This window comes from Paracoccus liaowanqingii (assembly GCF_004683865.2).
Classification (GTDB): Bacteria; Pseudomonadota; Alphaproteobacteria; order Rhodobacterales; family Rhodobacteraceae; genus Paracoccus; species Paracoccus liaowanqingii.
Genome location: NZ_CP038439.1, coordinates 3,170,551 through 3,194,009, shown reverse-complemented (window position 1 = coordinate 3,194,009; position 23,459 = coordinate 3,170,551). Strand labels below are relative to the sequence as shown.

19 protein-coding genes and 3 pseudogenes are annotated in these 23,459 nt (G+C 58.9%); 16 read left to right on the top strand and 6 right to left on the bottom strand.

Features of this window, described 5'->3' with window-relative positions; all coding sequences use genetic code 11:
- Positions 1–7 precede the first annotated feature (7 nt).
- On the top strand, positions 8–718 hold the full coding sequence (locus tag E4191_RS15465) for a 16S rRNA pseudouridine(516) synthase (RefSeq protein WP_228461385.1): 711 nt from the start codon (positions 8–10) through the stop codon (positions 716–718).
- A gap of 566 nt (positions 719–1,284) precedes the next feature.
- Positions 1,285–1,533 (top strand): annotated as a pseudogene (locus E4191_RS15460) (transposase); the annotation flags it as partial.
- A 974-nt stretch (positions 1,534–2,507) separates the two neighbouring features.
- Here E4191_RS15460 and E4191_RS15450 read toward each other — a convergent pair.
- The 3 genes from E4191_RS15450 to dctP are packed head-to-tail and all read right to left on the bottom strand — an operon-like array spanning position 2,508 to position 5,249.
- Positions 2,508–3,776, bottom strand: coding sequence for a TRAP transporter large permease (locus tag E4191_RS15450; RefSeq protein ID WP_135314187.1), 1,269 nt, complete (start codon positions 3,774–3,776; stop codon positions 2,508–2,510).
- Complete coding sequence (locus E4191_RS15445) at positions 3,773–4,327, bottom strand: TRAP transporter small permease (RefSeq protein ID WP_135314186.1); 555 nt, start codon at positions 4,325–4,327, stop codon at positions 3,773–3,775. The genes E4191_RS15450 and E4191_RS15445 overlap by 4 nt, the downstream gene beginning before the upstream one ends.
- A 10-nt stretch (positions 4,328–4,337) precedes the next feature.
- Positions 4,338–5,249, bottom strand: coding sequence for a TRAP transporter substrate-binding protein DctP (gene dctP / locus E4191_RS15440; RefSeq protein ID WP_228461383.1), 912 nt, complete (start codon positions 5,247–5,249; stop codon positions 4,338–4,340).
- A 311-nt stretch (positions 5,250–5,560) separates the two neighbouring features.
- Here dctP and E4191_RS24980 point away from each other — a divergent pair.
- Positions 5,561–5,686: pseudogene (locus E4191_RS24980) on the top strand (IS91 family transposase); the annotation flags it as partial.
- 666 nt (positions 5,687–6,352) lie between these two features.
- Here the strand turns inward: E4191_RS24980 and E4191_RS15430 are convergent.
- Positions 6,353–7,030: a GntR family transcriptional regulator gene (locus E4191_RS15430; RefSeq protein ID WP_135314184.1), complete on the bottom strand. Its 678-nt coding sequence runs from the start codon at positions 7,028–7,030 to the stop codon at positions 6,353–6,355.
- A 135-nt stretch (positions 7,031–7,165) separates the two neighbouring features.
- Here E4191_RS15430 and E4191_RS15425 point away from each other — a divergent pair, with 135 nt between their 5' ends.
- The 11 genes from E4191_RS15425 (at position 7,166) to E4191_RS15375 (ending at position 17,564) form a co-directional block, all read left to right on the top strand.
- Complete coding sequence (locus E4191_RS15425) at positions 7,166–8,383, top strand: CaiB/BaiF CoA transferase family protein (RefSeq protein ID WP_135314523.1); 1,218 nt, start codon at positions 7,166–7,168, stop codon at positions 8,381–8,383.
- Complete coding sequence (locus E4191_RS15420) at positions 8,383–9,288, top strand: hydroxymethylglutaryl-CoA lyase (protein WP_135314183.1); 906 nt, start codon at positions 8,383–8,385, stop codon at positions 9,286–9,288. Before E4191_RS15425 ends, E4191_RS15420 begins: the two co-directional genes overlap by 1 nt.
- A complete protein-coding gene (locus E4191_RS15415) occupies positions 9,285–10,583 on the top strand; it encodes a TRAP transporter large permease (protein WP_135314182.1) in 1,299 nt (432 codons plus the stop codon). Before E4191_RS15420 ends, E4191_RS15415 begins: the two co-directional genes overlap by 4 nt.
- 36 nt (positions 10,584–10,619) lie before the next feature.
- A complete protein-coding gene (locus E4191_RS15410; RefSeq protein ID WP_135314181.1) occupies positions 10,620–11,651 on the top strand; it encodes a TRAP transporter substrate-binding protein in 1,032 nt (343 codons plus the stop codon).
- A 4-nt stretch (positions 11,652–11,655) separates the two neighbouring features.
- The gene (locus tag E4191_RS15405; RefSeq protein ID WP_135314180.1) at positions 11,656–12,168 is read left to right on the top strand and encodes a TRAP transporter small permease; all 513 of its coding nucleotides are present in this window, start codon (positions 11,656–11,658) and stop codon (positions 12,166–12,168) included.
- A gap of 732 nt (positions 12,169–12,900) precedes the next feature.
- A complete protein-coding gene (locus E4191_RS15400) occupies positions 12,901–13,590 on the top strand; it encodes a GntR family transcriptional regulator (RefSeq protein ID WP_228461744.1) in 690 nt (229 codons plus the stop codon).
- The gene (locus E4191_RS15395; protein ID WP_135314179.1) at positions 13,587–14,411 is read left to right on the top strand and encodes a transporter substrate-binding domain-containing protein; all 825 of its coding nucleotides are present in this window, start codon (positions 13,587–13,589) and stop codon (positions 14,409–14,411) included. Before E4191_RS15400 ends, E4191_RS15395 begins: the two co-directional genes overlap by 4 nt.
- 78 nt (positions 14,412–14,489) lie before the next feature.
- A complete protein-coding gene (locus E4191_RS15390) occupies positions 14,490–15,155 on the top strand; it encodes an amino acid ABC transporter permease (RefSeq protein WP_135314178.1) in 666 nt (221 codons plus the stop codon).
- Between the two features lie 10 nt (positions 15,156–15,165).
- Entirely contained in the window at positions 15,166–15,831 is a 666-nt protein-coding gene (locus E4191_RS15385; protein WP_135314177.1) for an amino acid ABC transporter permease, read from the top strand.
- 18 nt (positions 15,832–15,849) lie between these two features.
- Positions 15,850–16,623, top strand: a complete 774-nt coding sequence (locus E4191_RS15380; protein WP_135314176.1) for an amino acid ABC transporter ATP-binding protein — start codon at positions 15,850–15,852, stop codon at positions 16,621–16,623.
- Positions 16,624–16,649: 26 nt separating this feature from the next.
- Positions 16,650–17,564: an aminotransferase class IV gene (locus E4191_RS15375; protein WP_135314175.1), complete on the top strand. Its 915-nt coding sequence runs from the start codon at positions 16,650–16,652 to the stop codon at positions 17,562–17,564.
- A 422-nt stretch (positions 17,565–17,986) separates the two neighbouring features.
- Here the strand turns inward: E4191_RS15375 and E4191_RS15370 are convergent, their stop codons facing one another.
- Together E4191_RS15370 and E4191_RS15365 are read right to left on the bottom strand one after the other, a co-directional pair.
- Positions 17,987–19,780 (bottom strand): TniQ family protein, encoded by a 1,794-nt coding sequence (locus tag E4191_RS15370; RefSeq protein WP_135314174.1) that lies wholly within the window; start codon positions 19,778–19,780, stop codon positions 17,987–17,989.
- The gene (locus tag E4191_RS15365; RefSeq protein ID WP_135314173.1) at positions 19,780–20,733 is read right to left on the bottom strand and encodes a TniB family NTP-binding protein; all 954 of its coding nucleotides are present in this window, start codon (positions 20,731–20,733) and stop codon (positions 19,780–19,782) included. The genes E4191_RS15370 and E4191_RS15365 overlap by 1 nt, the downstream gene beginning before the upstream one ends.
- 194 nt (positions 20,734–20,927) lie before the next feature.
- On the opposite strand from E4191_RS15365, the pseudogene istA reads away from it, so the two are divergent.
- Positions 20,928–22,536, top strand: a pseudogene (gene istA / locus E4191_RS15360) (IS21 family transposase).
- On the top strand, positions 22,469–23,197 hold the full coding sequence (gene istB / locus E4191_RS15355; RefSeq protein ID WP_135312210.1) for an IS21-like element helper ATPase IstB: 729 nt from the start codon (positions 22,469–22,471) through the stop codon (positions 23,195–23,197). Before istA ends, istB begins: the two are co-directional and overlap by 68 nt.
- Positions 23,198–23,459: the final 262 nt, after the last annotated feature.

Genomic DNA, 23,459 nt, shown 5'->3' with positions numbered 1-23,459 from the left:
GTCCTCGATGGGCTACGGCTCGCGCAACGACATCGCGCGAATGGCCAGGACCGGCAGCATCACCCTGGACGCTGTCGACGTCGTGGATGTCACCAGGCGCATCCCGGTCACCGAGGATTTGCCCGCGCGGATGACGGTCGACGGGAAGCCGCTCGATCCCGTCGCGGGCATGGTCATCCTGTTGAACAAGCCGTTGGGGATGACCTGTTCGCACAAGGATCACGGACCGCTTGTCTACGACATCCTCCCCGAGCGCTGGAAACGGCGTGATCCCGCGATCTCGACCATCGGCCGGTTGGACAAGCAGACGTCGGGGCTTCTTCTGCTGACCGATGACGGGGCTCTGCTGCATCGCATCATCAGCCCCAAGCGCCACGTGAGGAAGACTTATCGCGCCATCCTGGCGCGTCCTCTGGATGGGACCGAGGGCAACCTGTTCGCCTCGGGGTGCTTGACGCTGCGGGGCGAGAACACGCGACTGGCGCCTGCCGAGATGACGGTGATCTCCGAGAGAGAAGCCCTGCTGAGCGTCACCGAGGGCCGGTACCACCAGGTGCGTCGGATGTTCGCCGCCGTCGGCAACCATGTCGAGGAACTGAAGCGTGAACGCGTGGGGGGGCTGTCCTTGCCCGATGGCATGGCGCCAGGTCAGTGGAAGCTGCTGACGAACGAGGACATCGCCTCGATCTTTCAGGAGGCCCAGGGAGGTGTGACCTGAAGGATGATGTGAGTACCAAGGTGCAGCCCTTGCCCATCCGTGCGCGACGGCAGCGGAGAAAGACCAGGGCAACGATCGGATTTGCACAGGCGGGCCTGCCGGCTTCGCAACATATGTTTATCTGCACCACATGCAAAAAGTGTGGACGACTGCGAAGTTCCTCTTCTAGGTTAGTGACACACAACGATAACCGCGACAGCGGGGCAGCAGTCCCGGCAAGTCGGCGGAACGAGGCAGGACGAACGCGCCGTCAAATGGCTGCGGAGCACGATGGCTTTCACGCGGCCTATGATGGGCGGGTTGGCCGATGATCTGGCGCTGGCCCCCGGATACCCTCCCGGGGGCCAACTCCCGTCTGTCCCTCTTGGTTCTGGGACAGTAGCACAAGGGCGGCTGCAGGCTGCTTGCCAAAAAGAACATGATGCCGGAGCCTTATCACTGCAAACAGGCCCCCATCCGGCCGCTCTCGATCCTGCGACTCGCAAGGACACCGGTGTCTGTCAGGGCCCGGACCCATCGATTTCACGCATTTTTGGTGATTCAGGCTCTGCAGAAGGACCTGGTTGATGAACAATCTGTTCCGGCTGACGGAACGCGCAGATGGCGCGCCTTCGCGCTCTCTTTCCCAGGAGCCATGGCCGCCCGCGTATCGATGATTTGAGGGTCCTGAGCGGCCTCATCGTCATTGATCGCAATGGCTCACCTTGGTTCGACGCGCCGAAGGAAGACGGGCCCGCCAAGACGCTCTACCATCATAGGAAGCGCTGGAGCGACAACGGGGCGTCACCCGGATCATGGTGGGCTTGGCCGCCGAGCGTCGGAGTCCGGCCCAAAGATCGGACCGCTCCAAAGCAGTGCTGAAGAAATACTTTACGCCAGAAGTCAGGCCTCCTGACAGAAAAGGCAGAACTATCTGTTGCTAAACACCGGGTGGCAGGCGTCAGATAGTTCTGCCTTCAGCAGGGGAAAAAATTGCTTGAAAACAGTGGGGTCTATTGCCGCTGCGACGGCGGGATTGCCTTTCCTGTCACAAAGGTTCGCCTCTGATGGGCCACAGCCCAATCTCTGCCCTGTGTTTTGATCCAGTTCGACATGTCGTGGCGCTCCTTCCTACTTCCGCCAGTAGCGAAGCCATCCCTGCTTTTCACTTTGCATTACCTCATGTCATCCGAAGGGCAAAGCAAGGTGGACGCAGCCCGACCTGCGGCCGGACGGTGATCTGACACACGGGGCCGGAGCGTTGAAATTAGGAGGGACCCGCGCGCTTGCTTGTGGGAGGAACCGGATTTCTCCGTGGAGGCTGACGCGCAGCGGCACCAGAGCCCGTGTTCAGATCGCCGGCCGGATGGCAGACGGACAAACGAAATGAAGAGTCGTCACCCGTGACGAAACGCAGCGGAGGCGTGGCTGTCCTCTCGATAAGCGATCGCGGTGCCCGCGATCGCCATATCTCTTGAAAAGCAGCCTCTCGATTGCCGGGCAGCATCGACGCGAAGAGGCGAGACTGTGTGAAAAATGTACTCGGTTTTAGACTTGGACATGGCGACGGGGGATCAGCCCCTTTGCCCCGCGCGCAACCGGTGACATCGCAACCGAGGACGTTAACTACCTCTTGAAGCGCGAGGGCATTGTCACGGGCCTTGACCATGACCGACCAGCAGTGCTGGTCGAGTGGCTGTCCAAGCGCGTTCCTGACAAGATCACAGGCCAACTAGCCCGCGCAGGCTGGTTCGGCGCCTGAGCTGTCTTGTTTTTACTGACGCCCGGCCACGTGGCCGGGCGTCAGTCGCTAAAGCCCCGGTATCGCCAGAACGATTTGTGGAAACACTGCGATCAGAATGACCGATCCCAGCATGATTGCGACAAAGGGCAACGCGCCCCGTGCCACCACGCCAAGCGGCGCCCGGTCGAGCGACTGGATGACGAACAGGTTCAACCCGACGGGCGGCGTGATCAGTGCGATTTCGATCAGCAACACGAAGAAGATGCCGAACCAGATCGGATCAATTCCAAGAGCTAGGACAGTGGGCATAAGCACGGGGACCATGATCAGCAGCATCGACATGCTTTCCAAGAAAAAGCCAATAAAGATCAACATCGCTGCGATCAGCAGAAGCGCCAGCGTTGCGGTGTTGAAGTAATCCTCGAACAGCCAAGCCAGCTGCGCAGGTAGCTGATATAGGGTGATTGCCTGCCCAAATATCTTGGCGCCAATCACGATGAGAAAGATCACCGTCGTCGTCTTGACCGTGTCCCGCACCGCACCTAGAAAGACCGTCCGGCTCAGCCTTGCGCTGACGGCTAGGATCAGCATTGCGACCGCTGCTCCAATGCCTGAGGCTTCGGTCGGCGTGAAGATCCCGCCATAGATCCCTCCAAGGATTGTGCCCGCCAACAGCAGCGTCGGCAAGGCGCGGCGGGTGGCTTGAAGTCGCTCGGGCCAAGTGGCTCGCGGCATCGCCTGATGCGTGCCCTGGATAGCCGAGGCGATCACCACGTAGATCCCGAACAGCACGATCAGTAGGATGCCGGGGCCGACTCCCGCGAGAAATAGCTGGCCGATGCTCTGTTCGGTGATCGCACCATAGATGATCAGCGGGACCGAGGGCGGGATGATGATCCCTAGCGTGCCGCCTGCAGCCATCAGGCCCAGTGTCAGGCTGCGCGAATACCCACGCTTGATCATTTCGGGAATGGCAACGGTGCCGACCGTCGCAGCGGTTGTGATCGAACTGCCCGAGATGGCTGAGAAGACGCCGCAGGACAAAAGGGCGGCGATGCCCAAGCCCCCCGGCCAGTGCCCGACCCAGCTTTGCATCGCCACGAACAGGTCGCGCCCAATGCCGCCGCGCAACAGCAGGTTCGACATCAGCAAAAACAATGGAATGGCCAGCAGGACAAAATCGTTGATGCCGCCGAACAGCGTGCTGGCGACCATCGACAAAGGCAGTCCGTCGATCGCCAGCAGCCCTGCTCCAAGTATGCCAAGCGTAAACGCGACCGGGATGCCAGTCAGCAAAAGTGCCAGCAGCGCGCCGAATATCAGAAAGGGGGTCATTGCCGCACCTCCATGTCCGTAGGGGGCAGCTCCTGCTCGGCCGAGCTGGAAAATTCGGGCGCGGGGCGGCCCGGCAGGCGGATCAGTTCGGCCAGCGCCTGCAACGCAAGAATGGCAAAGCCCAGAATGATCGGCAGCTCGGCGATCCAGGTTGGCATCCGCAACATCGACGGTTGCCTGCGCCCGAAGGCGATGGAATCCATCATCGCTCGGCTGGTCACCCACAGCACGAAGACCGAAAACAGCAGGATGGCGATCAGGCTCAGCGCCTCCGCAGCCTTGCGGCCTGTCGGGGGCAACTGCCCGATGACGGCGGTAATGCGGATCATGTGTCCCTCGCGCAGGCAATAGCCCATGGCGAGGAACGTCAGCCAGATCATCACCGTGGTGGCAACATCCGAGGTCCAGTGCGTGGGGGCGCGAAAGACATAGCGCGCCACCACCTCATAGGTGAGCAACACCGTCATGGCGACGATGCCCAGCTCGGACAGGCGTGCCGCAATCAGCGACAGCCCGTCCGCAAGGCGCAGCGCGCCACGGGGTGCGGTCATGCCCGTTCTCTCAGCGCAAGGCGTCCAGCGCGGTCAAAAGCCGGTCACCGGCCTCGCCCGCCTCTTCGCGAAATTGTTCGACTGCAGGGCGTGTGGCCTCCTGCCAGACGGCGATCTGCTCGGGCGTCAACTCGGTCACGGTCGCATGTCCGTTCTCGGCCAGCCATTCGGCAGCCTCGACATTTTCGGCCTCGGTCCCGGCGCGCATCTGGTCCTCTGCACGAATTGCGGCTTCGGTCATCCAAGCCTGCTCCTGCTCGGAAAGGCTGTCCCACAGCGCGGGGTTGATCACCGCGATGAACTCGGCAAGGCCGTGGCTGGTCATCGTGACGTGATCCATCACCTCGTAAAGCGCACGCGACTTGACGGCAGTCGTCCCGCTCATCCCGATATCCACCAGGCCGCGCTGATAGGCGACGAATTGCTCGGCGCCGCCCACAACCACGGCTGAGCCGCCGGCGGCCTCGATCAGATCGCCTGTCGGCTTGCCCGTTGCGCGAACCATCTTGCCGCGCATATCCTCGGGCGAGACGACCGGAGCGCCCTTGGACAGCATCTGGACAGGGCCGTAATCCTGCCACCACAGCACCTTCGAGCCCGCCTCGAGCAGCAATTGGTCGAAGGTCTGGCGGAATTCGCCCTCGCGATCGGCTGCGCTGGCCAAGATTTCATAGTCGGGGAAAAGGAACGCGACCGAAAAGATGCCCGCCGCGGGGACTGAGCCGGCGTATTCATCGGCCAGCACGATCCCAAGATCGATTGCCCCGCTTGAAATGGCCTGAGGCACTTCCTGACCTTTAAACAGCTGGGCACTGTCAAAGACGCGCACGGTCATCTCACCGCCGGAAATCTCGTTCAACTGTTCGGCGAAATAATGTGTGTTCGCGCCTACCGGATGGTTCGCGCCGACCTGCACGGTCATCCGCAAAACCCGCTCTGCGGCAGCTTCGTTCACGCCCAGATACAGTGCACCGCACATCAGCGCAGCCGCTGTCGCATATTTCATAGTTTATCCTCCCTGATTTTCGGCGGTCGAACCCCGAGCAAACGCCCCTCCGCAAGCCGACCCATTTGCCATAATGCATACAGAAAAGTCTCTGTAAAGCAGAGTGCTCTTCCCTATTTTGCCTGATGACGAACATATTTCTTACCTAGCAGATTATTTATGGGCGTAGCTGCATACAATTTTAGATCTGGCCTGTTCCCTTAGTAACCCGTAGCACCATGATCGAGGCGGAGGTCATCCCAATCACCCTGCGCGAGCCATGCCCGCTTTGCGGCAGCCTTATGCGCATTGTCGAGATCTTCCGCCGTGGGCAAAGACCGGTGTCACGCGCATCATCACAAAAGCAGGCCGCACGACACGGAGCATGTCCTCCAACATGGACCCCCACAGGCTGCCTCCAGCGTTCGACGTGATGCCCTGTATGATCGGCAATCGCGATTTGTCACTCGCGCGCGCGGGCCCGACGCGCGCGCGGGCCCGATCATCGACGCGCTGACCAAAAAGCAATTTCTGGTCATACATGAATGCGATCGCCACCCCCTCCGATCCGCCACTTGATCGACGTATTGTGAGGATTTACGACGACAATGCATAGGTTTTGGCGGGGGAAAGGCCGATGCGGTAAGAGCCAAATATCCATGCGTGATCGTCAGCGAGCCAGGATTGCGATGTCATTCATTTTGAATTTAAACAGCTTTACCATGCTCAGCAGTTCTGTATTCATTTGAGCGGCATTGTTTCAGAACTACACCTACCAAAGGATTCATGCGGCCGAGCTGGTAAGGCAAGCGCCTCGGCATGAGCAAGCTCGAAGCTACGCTCTACTGCACAACGAGTTTGAGGTCTTACAATTATGCCTTGATGCGGCGATCCACATCCGCGTCGCCCTCATGAACCGCTTCAATGCACGGCACCGTCGAGATCAAACGCGCGGTGTGAGGTCCGCGAAGAAAAGGGAAGTCAACGCTGAGTTTGAAACAACGCCCATGGGAAATATCGACGCTGCAGCGCGGTTGCGGCTAATCCGATGCATCGCCAGATTGACCAAGAAATGTGGCAGCGGCGGATAGGATATGGACCTCCATGGCGCGTCCGGCCCAATCAGCCATACCGGCGGCGATGGCTTCGGCGATCTCGTGATGGTGACCTGCGGATCGTAGGCGCTGACGCAGGCTGTAGCGTTGCAGCGTCAAACTGACGAAGGCCACATCCACCGTGCTTTTCAACACAAGCGACAGCCGCAGGGCCCCCGATGCCTCAAGGATGGTCGCATGGAACAGCGCATTCTCGGCCTCAATGCGGGCGATAATGTCTGGGTCTCGACCGGCCTGAAGATGCGCGACGAGGTCGGACATCCGTCGCGCCGAGGCGGTTAGTTGTGCGCATTGCGCTGGACTGGCGCGCATGGCGGCCCGGGATGCCGCGTAAGACTCCAACCGAACCCGGATATCGAAGATGGCCTGCATCTCGTCTCGATTGGGGACCACGCACCACAGGCCGCTGCCCGACCGGCGTTGCAGGAACCCTTCGATCAGCAGACGGCTTACGGCGGCGCGCACTGGAGTCCGAGACAGGCCGAGCATCTGCGCCAGCCCCACCTCGGTCACCTTGTGGTCGGTAGGCAGGCGCCCCGCCATCAGTGCATCGCGCAATTCACGGTAGGCGCGGTCGGCAGAATTTTCCGTCTTCGCTGACATCAGTACTCTTCCTCATTGGATACAAAAATATCTGAAAATGTACTAAAAGAAAGTTTTTATTTGCTACACGCGCTGTTCTGGCCAACGAATGTATCCAAGACGGGGCGCCTGCGCCCTCGGGGAGGAGAACCGGAGATGACAGAACCCAAGGCATCGGCCTTTGGACCGTTGCAAGGCCTGCGCGTGATCGAAATGGGACAGCTGCTTGCCGGTCCCTTTGTCGGCACGCGCTGCGCCGATTTCGGTGCCGAGGTCATCAAGATCGAAGCCCCCGGCACCGGTGATCCGATCCGCAACTGGGGACAGAACCAGCATGAGGGGCGCACATTGTGGTGGCCGATCATGGCCCGCAACAAGCGGTCGGTCTCGGCCAATCTGCGCGACCCGCGTGGGCAGGATCTAGTCCGTCGTCTTCTGGCCGATGCCGATGTGCTCATCGAGAATTTCAAGCCCGGCACGCTGGAGAAATGGGGCATGAGCCCCGAAACCCTTCAGGCCGCTAATCCCGGTCTGGTCATCGTTCGGGTGTCCGGGTTCGGGCAGACCGGCCCCTATGCCGGACGGCCGGGCTTCGCCTCGGTCGGCGAGGCGATGTCTGGGATGCGCCATATCAACGGCTATCCTGACACGCCGCCGCCGCGCTATGGAATATCGATCGGGGATACGCTGACCGCGTTGTTCGCATTCGAGGGGATGCTGATGGCGCTGCACCGCCGTGACCGGAATGGAGGGCGGGGGCAAGTGGTCGATGCGGCGATCACCGAAAGCTGTTTCGCGATGCTGGAAAGTTGCGTGACTGAATATTCCAAGACCGGCTATGTCCGCCAGCCCTCGGGGTCGGGGCTGGCCAAGATCGCGCCGTCGAACATCTATCCGTCGGCGGAAGGGACCTATGTCGTGATCGCCGCCAACGTCGATGCGATGTTCCGCCGCCTGACGCAGGCGATGGACCGGCCCGATCTGGCCTCCGATCCGCGTTTCGTCAGCCACATCGCGCGCGGCGAGCATGCCGATCTGCTGGACGGCATCATCGCCGAATGGTCCTCCGGGCTGACGATGGCCGATCTAACCGCACGGTTGGAAAAGTTCGACGTGGTGTTCGGCCCGATCAACACCATCGCCGAGGTTGTCACCGATCCGCATTTCCGTGCACGCGGCATGGTGCGCGAATTCGAGGACCCGGATTTCGGCACGATCACCATTCCGGGCGTCTTTCCGGTCCTGTCCGACACGCCCGGTGGCGTGGCGTGGCTTGGCCCTCAGGAAATCGGCGCCAGCAACGATGACGTTTACGGTGACATTGGGCTGGCCGCCGATGAGCTGGCGCAATTGCGTGCCGAAGGGGTCATCTGATGGTCACGATCTGCGAGGTCGGCCCGCGCGACGGGCTGCAAAATTTGCCCCGCAACTTCTCCGTCGAGGAACGCATCCACATGATCACCGCCCTTGCACAGGCGGGCGTCGCGCAGATCGAGGCGGTCAGCATGGTCCACCCCACCCGCGTCCCCCAGATGGCGGGCGCCGAAGAGGTGCTGGCCGGTCTGCCGCCTTTGCCGGGACTGCACCTTTGGGCGCTAGTCTTGAACCTGCGCGGCGCCGAACGCGCGCTGGCCACGCGGGTGGACGGGCTGCGCTTTGCGGTCGTCGCATCGGACACGTTCGCGCGCCGCAATCAGGGCATGAGCCGGGATGACAGCGTGGCCGAATTTGCCCGCGCCGCCCGTCTGGCGCAGGATGCGGGGCGCGGCTGCGTGGCAGTGATCGCCACCGCCTATGGCTGCCCGTTCGAGGGCGAGATCGACCCGCAGCAGGTAGCCGACATGACGCGCGCGGTGATCGCAGCGGGTGCGGATCAAGTCATTCTGGCCGACACGATCGGCGTCGCTGCACCCTGTGATATCCGGCGCGTGCATCGCGCCGTGGCACCAGCCTTGGGCGACGTGCCGTGGGGCGTTCATCTGCACAACACCCGCAACACCGGGTACGCCAACATGCTGGCTGCGATCGATCTAGGGGCGGGGGTCATCGACACCTCCATCGGCGGCTTAGGCGGCTGCCCCTTTGCACCGCGTGCGACCGGTAACATCGCGACGGAGGATGCGCATTACCTGCTAACTCGAGAAGGGATGGCCACTGGCCTGTCCCATGACCGGATGGCCGGGCTGGTGGATTGGCTGACCGAACGCGTGGCCGACAAGATCACCGGGCAACTGGCCCGCGCCGGCTGGTTTGGTGAACCCGAGGATATTGCCCCATGATTGAACCCATCATCGTTCTCGTCGTCCTGCTCGGTCTGATCGGGATCGGGGCGCCGATCTTTCTAGCGCTTGGCGCGGCGGGCATGCTGGGCCTGTACATGGCGCGGGGCGCGATGGCCCTGTTCTTCGGCCCAACCTCACTGTTCGCGCAGTTGAACAGCTTCGAGTTGCTGGCCCTACCCCTGTTTGTGCTGATGGGCAATTTCCTGTCCGCGACCCCGGTAGGCGAAAATTTGTATCGCGCCGCGGCCCTGTGGTTCAGCCGCATCCGGGGCGGCCTGGCGGTGGCGACGGTCGGCGCTTCGACCATGTTTGGAGCGGTGTCAGGCGTGTCCATCGCAGGGGTTGCGGCCATTGGGTCAATCGCAGTGCCGCAGATGCTGGCCCGCGGCTACAGCCAGCGGCTGGCGGCGGGATCGGTGGTCAGTTCGGGCGCGCTGGCGATGCTGATCCCGCCAAGCGTGCCACTGATCATCTATGGCTCGGTCTCGGGTGTGTCGGTGTCAGATCTGTTTATCGGAGGCATCGTGCCAGGGCTGGCCCTGGCCATGACGCTGGCAATGTATATTTGGATCCGCGCAACGCTGAACCCTTCCGAGGCACCGTTGGAACATTCGGGCCCTCCCGACTGGCGTGCGCGCTTTGGATCATTGGCCGGTCTGTGGCATGCGGCGGCGCTGGTCGGTGTCGTGCTGGGCGTCATCTATACCGGCGTCGCCACCCCAAGCGAGGCGGGGGCGTTCGGGGCCATCGGTGCGATGGCGCTGGCTGGACTGGTCTTTCGCACCCTGACGATGGCGCGGCTATGGCAGATCCTTGCCTCCAGCGCGCGGATCTCGGGGGCGATCCTGTTGATCATGGGCTGCGCGCGGATCTTCGGCGATTACCTGAACCTGATCCGGCTACCCGATGCGGTGTCGCAGGCGCTGACCCAGACCGGGCTGCCGCCCTTCGCCATCCTGATGATGGTAATGGTGGCACTGCTGATTTTGGGCATGCTGGTCGATGCAGTGTCGCTGATCGTGGTGACGACCCCGATCCTGTTGCCGCTGATTGTGACACTTGGTTATGATCCGCTGTGGTTCGGCATCATTCTGGTGATGAACCTAGAAATGGCGGTGATCACGCCGCCTGTGGGCCTGAACCTGTATACGCTGAAGGCGGTGGCCCCGGTCCTGCCAATCGAAACGATCATCCGCAGCGTCGTGCCCTTTGTGATCCTGCAGTTTCTGGTCCTGACGCTGTTCGTGCTGATCCCCGAACTGGCGTTATGGCTGCCGGGGCTGATGCCCTGACCTGAACCTTTTTCTGTCAATCTGGGAGGAGACGACATGACCACGCGACGCACTTTCCTGACCACTGGCGCAGCCCTTGGCGGCCTTGCCGCCGCGGGCCTGCCCCGCGCGGCCCACGCGGCCGAAATGCTGACCGCCGTCAGCTATCTGCCGCCATCCTATGCCGACCTGGCATATGGATCGCAGGGCTTCGTCGATCGCGTAAACGAGGCGGGCAACGGCGTTGTCTCGTTCGATTACCATGACAGCGCACGGCTGGTTTCTGCTGACGAACAGCTACCTGCCCTGCGGTCGGGGACGGTGGATTTCATGTTCCACACCACATCCTATGTTACCCGCTCCCTGCCCATTCTTGGGATTCTGGGTCTGCCCGGCGTGGTGGGCTCGCTGTATGAAAACCCCGACCGCATCAAGCGCGGATCGCCCCTGTTCGCGCTGATCGAGGCGGAACTGCAAAAGCAGGGCCTAACCTGCCTATCGCTTGGTGGCGGCATCATGGAACCAGAATACGTCTGGAGCATCGAGAGTGCCCCGATTACCTCACTCGCCGAAATCCAGGGAAAAAAGATCCGCCTCGTGTCGTTTGAAGCCTCGGCTTCACTGGAACATTTCGGTGCCGCCCCGGTACGCGTGCCCTCGTCCGAGTTGTACATCGCCTTGGAGCGCGGCACGGTCGATGCGGCGGTGGCCAATATCTCGACCATTAACGGTCGGTCCATTCAGGAACAGGTGAACTTTGCCTATCGCTTGCCGGTCACGGGCTTTGCGATCGGCGCTTTCATGACCACCCGTCGGTGGGAGTCGCTGCCCGACGACGCGCGTCAGGTGATGACTGAAGCTGCCGAATGGTTCGACCAAGACAGTGCGCGTGCGGCGAACGAGGACTATTTTCGCGACCAGTACTGGCCTGCCTTCCAAGAGGGCGGCCTCGAGGTAATCGACCCAACAGAGGACGAACTTGCCGAATTTGATGCCATCAATGCCGATGTTCGGCAGGTCTGGCTAGACGAGGTCGGTGCCGAAGTGGGTCAACAGGCCATTGATTTGGCCATGGGCACGGGGGCCTGAGGGGATGGGCGCCGTAGATCGTGTCGTAGGCTGGGTGTCCGGGCTCCTGCATGCTGGCGGCGCCCTTGCCCTTGGCTTCATCATGCTGACCATCGGCTATGACGCGCTGATGCGTCATTTCTTTGCGCAAGCCACCAGTTGGAGCCTCGAGATCAACGCCTTCCTGCTTGTCTATATTGCCCTTGTTCCCGCGTCCGAAACGCTGCGTCGGGGCGAGCAAATCGGCATCGGCTTTATTGCGGACCAGTCAGGACCGGCCCTGCGCCGCCTGTTTCGGATCGTGATTGGACTAGTGGGCGTGACCTTCTGCGCGGCGCTGACCTATCGCGGCGTTCTGATGGCCTATGACGCTCACGCCTACGGAGAGCGTGTGTCCAGCACCTTCGGCACGCCTATGTGGATCCCCTATGGCTTCATCCCCTTGGGCTTTGGCGTACTGGGCTTGCAGTTCCTGCTGATCCTGCTGCGCGGCGCGCGGCCCGACGATAAGCTGACCGGGGCGGGCGACGTTCTTTAGGCCGTGGATGGTCGTAGACGATGTGACCGCCCCCCGGGGCATAACCGCCTACGGGCGAGGTAGAACTGATAGGCAGCACCTGCCAGTCGATCCGCGACAGGCCAGCAATGACCCCCATTCCCTCCTTCAGATTTCATCCATGACCTCCGCCTGCGGTAGACCGGACGAGTGCCTGGCACTGGAGATGACAGAGATGAGACCTTTGGATGACCCCATGTCATCCGAAGGGCAAAGCAGGGCGGGCGTAGCCCGACTTGCGGCCGGGCGGTGATCTGACACACGGGGCCGGAGCGGTAAAATTACACGTTACCCGCCCGCCTTTGCGTGGAAGGAACCGGATTTCTCCGTGGAGGCTGATGCGCAGCGACACCAAAGCCGTGTTCAGATCGCAAGTCTGATGGCAAACGGACAAACGAAATAAAAAATCGTCAGCCAAAGCGAAGCGGAGGCGCGGCTGTTCTCCGAATCAGCGATCGCGGTGCCCTCGATCACGTGCTTCTCGAAAAACCGGCCCCTCGTCCGCCGGGCGGCATCAAGTGAGAGGGGTTCACATCGGATAGCGCGTATCAGTTGGCACCGTGACCGCCTTCAACAAACGTTGGCCGAGACCGGAAAATGCCAAACTTTAAGGCAGATCTAGCTAAGCTCATTGTCAACCTACAAAGACATTGGTCCCACAACTCATGTCGTATACAATCTACAATTAGAGAAAGGGTGCACAGGTTGACGATTGTGACAGTGGTGAAGCGTGAGACAATGGCGGCGCAGATCTGTGAGATGATGCGTGCGGCTATTCTGGCAGGTGAATTCGCGCCAGGTGAAACGGTTACTGAAACTGCACTTGCCGTCAGATTTGGGGCTAGCCGCGCCCCCATGCGGGAAGCCTTGCGTCAACTAATCGATCAAGGCCTAGTCGTATCGGTACCCTATACCGGCACCCGCATCGTTGATCTTTCTGTAAAGGACATCAACGATATCTACTCAATGCGCATATGCTTGGAAGTTTTTGCTTTTGAGCAAATTTGGGATCGACGGACTTTACGCTTTGAAAAGGAGCTGCGGGCCAGACACGAGAGGCTTTTGAACGCCATCGACGCTCAAGACGACGTTCGGGCTATCGATGCCGAACTGGATCTGCATGGCCTTTCTTATGAATGGAGCGGCAACAGTATCTTGGCCTCAAGTTGGTCGAGTGTTCGCGGTCGCCTCCAAGTCTATTGGGCTGCTCATCACCGCGCCCACGGAATTTCTGGTCCCAAACGCGACAGCCACGATGAATATATCCGCCTCGCGCTTTCCGATGATCTTGAGACTATGAAAGCCGAGATCCAAACGCATATGCGGCGCGGCCTCGAAACAACAAAAGCCTTTGTGGACACCTTGGAAACGACAAGGGCAAATCCCAGCAGGAGCAAAAAATGAAAAGACGGACCCTTCTCATCGCCGCCGCGGCAGTCAGCTTCGGTGCGGCCATGCCTGCATTGTCTGCGGAAACAGGCACACTTGCTCAGGTCCAAGAAACCGGCAAGCTGCGCATCGGCGTCACGTCAGCCGAACCTTGGTTCTATAAAGACCCAATGTCTGAAGAGTGGACCGGCGTTGGCGTCTCCATGGGTGAGCGTATGGCCGAGGACCTCGGTGTCGAAATGGAGCCGGTCGAGACTTCCTGGGCCAACGCTGTTGCGGGTCTTCAAGCCAACCAGTTTGACCTAATGTTCGTCCTTGACCCGACAGAAGAGCGCAAGCAGGCCATCGACTTCCCTGAAAACCCGCTTTTCTACTACGCAATGGGGGCACTGGTCGCGGAAGATAGCGCGGTCACCACATGGGAGGAGCTTGATAACCCGGAGATGCGCATCGGGGTGACGATGGGAACCTCGCTTGACCAGAATATCACCGAGATGATGACAGAGGCCCAGATCAATCGCTTCTCCTCCAATGATGAGGCCGTTGCTGCCTTTGCGGCAGGCCGGGTCGACACCGTTGTGCAGTTTCACCCTGCTCTCATCGTTCAGTATTCGCGGCTGAAGATGGGCAAGGTGTTGCTCCCAACGCCTGTTGAACCCGTGGAAACCTCTGTTGGTCTGCGCAAGGAAGAAAGCAGCGATTTCAGGGATTGGGTGAACACGACCCTTGGGACCCTTTACGAGAGCGGCGTTCCTAACGAGTTGTTCGAGGCCTATCTGTCCAGCAAGAACATCAGTTCTGAAGGTGTTCCGGGGCTTGTGAAAGAGTCTTGGTAAGCACTGGCTTGAGACCTGTTGGCTTGCCTCAAGCCTCGGGTCTCTACTCTTTCTGATGACTGAAGCGAAAGTCGCCGAATGGAATACTCCTGGGACTTTGGCCCGGTATTCGAGCGTTTTGACATGCTCGCACTGGGCCTCCTCAACACCGTGAAGATTGCAGCCGTGTCCATCGTTCTAGGCGTTCTGGTGGGGATGATCCTCGCAGTGATGCGCTTGTCATCCAAGAAAGCGCTGAGATGGCCTGCTGCAATCTTCATTGAATTTTACCGCAACACGCCTCCGATCGTCCACTTCTTCTGGTTCTTCTATGCCTTGCCAGTCATGCTTTCCGTAAGCCTGAGCCCTTACGTCGCAGCTGTCCTCGCTCTCTCTACGCAATCGGGCGCATTCTACGCGGAAGTATTCCGCGGTGGCATTGTCTCCATTGAACGCGGTCAGTGGGAGGGAGCCAAAGCTCTTGGCATGAGCCATCAGGCCCAAATGCGTCGCATCATCGTTCCCCAGGCAGTATCGCGCATGGTGCCGCCGTTCATTGAACGCAGTTTTGAGCTTTTGAAGACAACGGCCCTCGCATCCACGCTGGCCTACGCTGATCTGCTCTACCAGGCGATGATGGTGAACTCGGAAACGTTTCGACCGCTCGAGGTCTACACGACGATCGCTGCCATGTATCTCGTGCTTCTCATTACAGCCAGTCAGCTTGCTCGTCTCGCTGAAAACCGGCTTACAGCCTATCAATGAGGTCCGGATAATGAACTACATCCCCGACTTCAGTATCGTGACGGACAACTGGATTGTCTTGATGCGCGGCCTTTTGGTGACGATACAGATCTGGATCCCATCGATCGTTCTCGGATTGATTGGTGGATTTATCATAGCACAAGCGCGGCTTTCGAGGCGCAAGTGGCTCTCCGGACTAAGCCTTGTGTATGTCGAGTTGTTTCGCGACACCCCAGTCCTGATCCAACTGATCTGGTTCTTCTATGCCTTTCCGATCTTGATAGGTGTTCAGCTCAGCCCCTTTTCCGCTGCTCTTCTGGGGCTGACGCTTAACACCACCGCCTATGCGTCAGAGATCTTTCGCGGCGGCATCAGGTCCATCCATCGGGGCCAGATGGAAGGAGCCAAAGCAATCGGCATGACAGAAGGGCAGGCAATGCGGCGGGTCATCCTGCCTCAGGTAATCAAGCGAATGCTGCCCGCCTTCACCAATCGCGTGATCGAGGTCGCGAAGATGTCTTCGCTCGCGTCGGTGATCTCGGTTCATGAACTGATGTATCAGGGCAGGTTACTGTCCTCGACCTATTACCGCCCGTTCGAGATCCTGACCGCAGTGGCCTTCATCTACTTCGTCCTGATTTACCCCGGCACCTTCCTTGCAGGCCGCCTTGAAAAACGTCTAGCGCGGTCGAACTGACGCCCGAAAGGATTCACTATGACAAGCAAGTCCATTCTGGAAGTCAAAGGGCTCCACAAGCGGTTTGGTGATCATCACGTTCTTAGGGGAATCAACTTCCAGGTTGAGCCGGGCGAGCGTGTGGCCATCATCGGCGGTTCCGGCTCAGGAAAGTCAACATTTCTGCGTTGCATGAACTTCATGGAGATGCCCAGTGAAGGGCAGATCTGGCTCGACGGTAAGCGCATTGGGACCGAGAGCAAAGGCCGCGTCACCTATCCGGAGAAACAGCTCTGCATGGTCCGTGAGCGGCTCGGCATGGTGTTTCAGCAGTTCAACCTGTTTCCTCACATGACGGTTCTTCAGAATGTTATGGAGGGGCTCCTAACGGTGAAGCGCCTCTCCAAGCATCAGGCCCGGGAAATTGCGGTCCGGGAACTGTCCAAGGTTGGTCTTGCGGAAAAGCATGACGCGTGGCCGGGGCGCCTGTCTGGTGGACAGCAGCAGCGTGTGGCCATTGCGCGGGCGCTCTCCATGGAACCGGAGATCCTGCTCTTTGACGAGCCAACGTCCTCGCTGGATCCAGAGCTTGTCGGGGAAGTCCTGCGGGTCATCAACAAGCTGGCAAGCGAAGGTCGAACCATGATTCTGGTCACGCACGAGTTGGGCTTTGCCTACCACTTTGCGACGAAGGTGATCTTCCTTGCTGAGGGCGTTTTCCATGAGGTCGGCACGCCCGATCAGGTTCTCAAAAACCCTCAGAAGGCGCGGACACAGAAGTTCCTGCGGCGCTTCGGCGAATTCGCCTTCTGACCAAGCTAGTAGAATAAGGTAATATCATGACCCCCCTCAGCAGTTCTTCATCGCAAAGCTATGTGAAAGACCCCAGGAACGACGACGTGGACGTCTACGTCAACGGTGAATTCTTTAAACGTGACGAGGCAAAAGTCTCCATTTTTGATGCTGGTTTTGTTCTTGGGGACGGCGTTTGGGAAGGCATCCGCCTGATCAAGGGAAAGCTCCTTGCGATCGATGAACATATCGACCGTCTTTATGAAGGTGCAAACTCCATCCAGCTCGATATCGGTTACAGCAAGTCAGAGCTGGTCGAGGAAATCTGGAAGTGCCTTCGCCACAACGACATGCACGACGGTGTCCATATCCGGATGATGATCTCGCGTGGTCGCAAATCGACACCAAATCAAGATCCACGCTTCATTGTCGGTGGCGCGACCCTTGTCGTCGTGTCGGAATGGAAGCAGCCGAACCCGGCCCTGAAGGAAACGGGCATGAAGCTGATGACATCCACCATACGGTGCTCGACACCAGACGTTTTCGATCTTCGTTTGAACTCTCATTCGCGTCTTAATTTCATCCAAGCATTGCTTCAGGCGATCAACATGGGCGCTGACGAAGCCCTTATGCTGGACAGTCGCGGCTTCGTCGCGTCATGCAATTCTACGAACTTCTTTATCTTCAGAGGTGACGAGCTATGGACGTCCGACGGCCTAACCTGCTTCAACGGCATTACGCGCAAGAAGGTGATCAAATTGTGGCATGATGCCGGAATGATTGTTCATGAAAAGCCTTTTACTCTTTCCGAGGTATACAATGCTGATGAAGCGTTCGTGACCGGAACCCTTGGGGGCGTAACACCGGTGGCTTCAATTGACGGGCGCGCGATTGGAGGCGGCAAGCCTGGCGCAAGGACGAGCCGCATCAACGATATCTACCAAGCCTATATTGCCGGCTAAACAAATGGTCTCACCCTTGCGTTCCTCCCGGAGGTGACATTTGCTGCGCCGACTCCGGACTCCGCTACGCTTGCGAAGACTGATCCGACGGAGCGAGATTGCCTATACCATTCTCGCTGCACTTATCGGCGTCGTGGCTGGTACAGCTGTTGTCGCCATGCAGGAGGTGATCCACGTCCTGGGCCTGTGGATATTTGCAGTCGATGATGTCTGTGGAGCTGCGACTATCAGTCCTTGGCGAGCGTTTGTGCGTTGCTCCCGAACCTTAGACCGCCAGAGGAGTTTTTCAACGTGATCATAGCGACGGGCTATTTTAATCGCCATGAACACATTGCTTTTGATATCACATAGTTTTGCTTCCCATAGAGAGAAAAAAAGCCGACTACATGTCGGCTCGATCCCTTATCAAATAGTAGGCTAAGCTAGGCTATATCACATCGACGAAAAATCGTACTGCAACGTTCCCCCATCAAAAGCGGAATTGCTCCAAGACCCATTTGATACTCAAGCTCTGCGCCAGTTGTCCTTCCTGATATATCTGCCAGCTCATCTAATGATATATTTTGTGCTTTAAACCCATTTACAGACGATCTGGTGGAGTAATGTCCGCGACTGACCCATTTGCCTTTTCGCTCTGTAGCTAACTTCAAGTAGCCCTCTTGGCGGAGCCAGTATACGGTTTGACGGCTAACTTTCAGGATATTCGCTACTTCTAAAGAGGAAACGATTTTCTCCCTCTGCCGGCCGCTAAGGTGCGTTAGATCTTTGAGGCATACCCGAAATTCACGAAAGCTTTTGGGACGAACTTCATCAGTATAAAGATTAATTTTTCGTTTCAGGATGATCTCTGTTAGGGGCGCTATCATAACGCCCCGGAGGCGAGCAGCAGCGCCAATGTCCACGCACTTTAAGCCCACCGTAGGACGGTGCGCCAACCTCGTCAAATTTTCCATGAAATCTTCAACGTCCCTCCTATGATAGTAGGAAGTCACCTGGCCGTCTTCGTAATACCGCTTAACGAGGCCTTGTTCCGCCAAGCGCTCAAACAAAACATATCTTATTCCAATGCTTTTTGCGGCTTCCTTGGCGCCAACCAAGGAAACAACCTCGGAACGTATATCATTGAGAACTTCTGTAGGTATGTACCTTTGTAGGGTGTAGAACCTACCTCCAGCCTCGAGTTTTGCAATCCCCATAGTGGCTAACTTTCGGCCAAGTCTAATATGTGGAATTCGAAACATCTTATGAGCGGTTGTCAATGTATGAAGCCGCTGCTCCGGACAGGGCTTTCCAAACACGATAGATCCTTTCTGAATTGGAAAGTTCTTGAAAATAAAATCGCGGACGATATTGCGAAAGATGTCAAAGTCGGTGTCGTCATCACGATAACGCAACCATTCGAAGAACACTCGATAGTGAGCCCGATGGAGCTTTTCTTCTACTGGGTGTGAATCTCGGATCTCTTTGAGCTTCCCCCGCAGCCCTTTCGATCCCTTCCGAAGAGTTCGCAGGCCTGCCGTTCCTGCGACGGTCCACTGATCGACTGTCAGTTGCGATCGTCTGGCGTCGGGGCCGAGCGTTAACAATGCCCCAAGCATTTCGCAGGCCTGTGCTGCAACATGAAATGACGATCGGTCTAGCCAGAGCTTTGTCGGCCCGTTTCGGATCCGATTAAGCAAATACTGCTCTAGTTCCAGATCCTCGGGTCTGACCGCCTTGATGCCTTCAGGCAGGTGGTGGTCAACCATTGGGATGTGATCAAAGCAATCATTTGCGTTCCGAGGCTTCGGAACAGCGACAAGATAACATCCATGCTGCTCACATGTGCGAATTGATGCCAGCTGCCAGATGCCCTGATGAATAAGCCCAGTCCGATCCGGTGCCTCTTTGAGGCACACTGGGCAGATCCGGAGCGTTGTACGAATGAAGGCGGTGAATTTGATCCTTTCTTTTCCAAGCTGAAACCATCCTGGCTCGATAAGAGATGGAGTCGCTGCCTGCAGCGTGACCGGATCACAACCGCCTAGGGCTGCGAGTCTCTGGATCTCGAGTGACGCGCCGTTCACAAGGGCAAAGTAGTCGATGCCCAAGTCTGAGCAGAAGGTAATTAGCCGTGGCACGCCGTTGCGGCGTGCCAAGCGTGATGCAAACGAAGTGGCTGTCTCTCCTTCCCGTGAGGGTACCGTCAGCGGTAGTGGCTTTGTTGCGGTAAACATCAGCGATGCTCCCTGGCGTACACCTGGCGCGCATCGACCCGATGATAGTCTGGAATAATAAAGGGGTTGAATGCATCATCGGACCCGGATCGCTGAGCGTAGGCCTCCGCGAAATGCCTCAAGAATAGGGTGGACTCGTTTTTGAGATAGGCTTGCTCGATCGCAGCAAGGGTGAGCTCGATAACGAGTCCAAACTGATTTGCGGCGCCATGTATGAGACGTTCTGCCAGCTCTGCCGTGGCGGTATCGTCGTCGATCGTCAGGCATCCCCGCTCGCAGTAGTGCTCCAACAGGTCGAGAACGTCATCGGCATGACCGATGCCAGACAGGGGCCCAAAATAGACGGTCTTCATCCTTCTGGCGAGCTGCGGGTCGTGGTTTAGGATATCTTCCAATTCTATGGTGCCAGAGAGAATGATGCTAACTGGCCAGTCAGCATCGGTCATGAGGGTCTTGAGCATCGCGGAGACGGCGTTCAGCTCGTGCTTGGTGCCGCGTGATGCCAGGTCCTGTGCTTCGTCCAGGTGAACAAAGATGACCTTTCGTTCTCTGAGATGATGTCGCACCAAGTCCCAGATGTACCAAGCTTGTCGCTCAGAGCTGATCTGAAAACCGAGGGCGCGGAGCAAAGACAGCCCCACCAGCTTTAACGTGGCAGGCGATGGGACTCGGAGGCTGACAATGGTCAGATCAGCGTGATTGGCCTGATCGAGGCGCTCTCGAGCCCGACTAAGAAGATGGGACATCGCCGCGCTTTTCCCGGTTCCGGATGCCCCGGACAAGGCTAGTCCGTGGGCCTCAGTCCCTCGCTTCATGGCAATGTCGGCCAGGCGCTTTTCGGTGAGCATAGTGAAGCGGGCCTCCAGCGGCCCAAACCTCTCATGCATGATGAAATGATTCTTTAGCGCGGAAATCTTCCGAGCCGTTTCGACAATTCGATCATTTGTCATCATCAAATTTCCACCGATTGTGACGCACACGCGGCGTTGGCTTGATTGGCTGGTCTATTGACCCTCTTGGCGACTTCGCCCCTGGTTGTGTTTCGGCGTGCAAAACTGACCCCCTTGGCGGGGTAATCGGCGTCCAATTTTGACCCCCCTCGGGTTTCATCTGACCATCCGTTGCGAGGCAGCGGATGGAGGGGGAGTTGAAGCGAGTGGATACGATAGCGCGGGTGCGTCGGGCGTTTCATGTGCAGGGCTGGTCGATGAAGCGCATCGTCCGGGACCTGCATGTGTCGCGCAACACGGTGCGCAAGATCCTGCGGTCAGACGAGACGGACTTCACCTACGAGCGTGACCATCAGCCGATGCCGCGGGTTGGGCCCTGGCAGTCGGAGGTGGATCGGTTCCTAGTTGCCAATGAAGGCAAGGCGTCGCGAGAACGGCTGACCCTGATCCGGATCTACGAGGAGGTCCGGTCACTCGGCTACGAGGGCAGTTACGATGCAATCCGGCGTTACGCCAAGACTTGGTCGAAGGCGCGCGGATCAGCGGCTGCCGAAGCCTACGTGCCGCTCTACTATGCGCCCGGCGAGGCCTACCAATTCGACTGGAGCCATGAGGTCGTGCTGATCAACGGCGTGACGACGACGGTCAAGGTCGCGCATGTCAGGCTCTGCCACAGCCGCATGATGTTCGCCCGGGCGTATATGCGCGAGAGCCAGGAGCCTCAGCCATCGGGCTCAAACCGATGGCGCCGCGGTGGCTTCGATGTTCGACGCGCATGACCGGGCCTTCGCCTTCTTCAAGGGCACTTGCACGCGCGGGATCTACGACAACATGAAGACGGCGGTCGAGGCGGTCTTTATCGGCAAGGAGCGGCTCTACAATCGGCGCTTTTTGCAGATGTGCAGCCACTATCTGGTTCAGCCGGTTGCCTGCACGCCTGCGTCGGGCTGGGAGAAAGGCCAGGTCGAGAACCAGGTTGGCCTTGTGCGCGAACGGTTCTTCACCCCAAGGCTTCGGGTCAGGAGCCTGGACGAGCTGAACGTCTGGCTGCTCGACAAATGCATCGCCTATGCGAAGGCGCACAAGCACCCTGAGCGCAGCGATCAGATGATCTGGCAGATGTTCGAGACAGAGCGCGCGACCCTCGTCCCCTATGTCGGCTCGTTTGACGGCTTCCATTCCGTTCCGGCCTCCGTCTCCAAGACCTGCCTCGTCCGGTTCGACAACAACAGGTATTCCGTGATCTCGACGGCTGTCGGACGGCCCGTCGAAGTCCACGCTTATGCCGAGAAGATCGTCATCCGGCAGGACGGGGTCATCGTGGCAGAACATTCCCGCTGCTTTGGCAGGAACGAGACGGTCTACGATCCCTGGCACTATGTGCCTGTTCTGGCACGCAAACCCGGCGCCTTACGGAATGGTGCCCCGTTCCAGAACTGGGTGCTGCCGACCGCGATAGCGACGGTGCGCCGCAAGCTCAAGAGCATGAATGACGGCGACCGACAGATGGTGGCAATCCTCGGCTGCGTCGCGACCGATGGCCTCCTTGCTGTGGAAGCCGCGTGCCAGGAGGCCCTCGCACAGGGCGTCTTTTCGGCGCCGGTCATCATCAACATCCTCGCGCGCAGCCGGGACCCGGCACCACCTCCATTGCTTCTCACCCCCACCGCGTTGCGGCTGACCCACGAGCCCGTGGCTGATTGCGCACGCTACGACAGCCTCAGGAGGACAAACTACGATGGAACGCACCCAGGTTCTGGAATTGATGGCCACTCTCAAGCTCTACGGGATGCGCAGCGCCTATGACGAGATCATGGCCACCAGTATCAAGCGCCAGTTCGAACCGCCCCGTATTGTCGGTGATCTGTTGCAGTCAGAGATCGCCGAGAAGCAGGCCCGATCGATCAAGTATCAGCTCACCGTGGCAAAGCTGCCGCTCGCGAAGGATATCGAAGACTTCGACTTTGCCGACACACCGGTCAACGAGGGCCTGGTGCGCGATCTTGCGACTGGCACATTCGTGGCCGACCAGCGCAATGTCGTGCTGATCGGTGGCACTGGCACGGGAAAGTCACATCTCGCCATCGCGATCGCTCGCGCCTTGATACGGAACGGCACCCGAGGCCGCTTCTTCAACGTGGTCGATCTGGTGAACAGGCTCGATACCGAGAGCCGCAGCGGTAAACAGGGGCGCACGGCCGAATACCTGACCCGTCTCGACTTCATCGTACTCGACGAACTGGGATATCTTCCATTCGCTCAGGCAGGCGGCCAGTTGCTGTTCCACCTGATCAGCAAGCTCTACGAGCGCACGTCCATCATCGTCACGACGAACCTTGCCTTCGGCGAATGGCCGGCCGTCTTCGGCGATGCCAAGATGACAACGGCCCTGCTCGACCGCCTCACGCATCACTGCGAGATCCTCGAAACCGGCAACGAGTCCTGGCGCTTCAAGAACCGCGCCTGATCAGGGTCTGTCCCGCCTCCGCAACATGATCAGCTGCGTCGGGACAGACCCTGATCACCACACAGCTAAGGGGTCAAAATTGCACGCCGAAAGGGGGTCAATATTGGGCGCCGATTGACAGGTAGAGCGCTCCCTAGTTTTGTTGCATGCGGAGAACCTGCGTCCAAGGGCGGTTAAAGGCTCTTCACGTCGATGACCCTGCGCCGCGTCCTTGGCCGCTTTGCGGGACATGGACGAAGCGGGCTTTTATCGGACTTGGGCA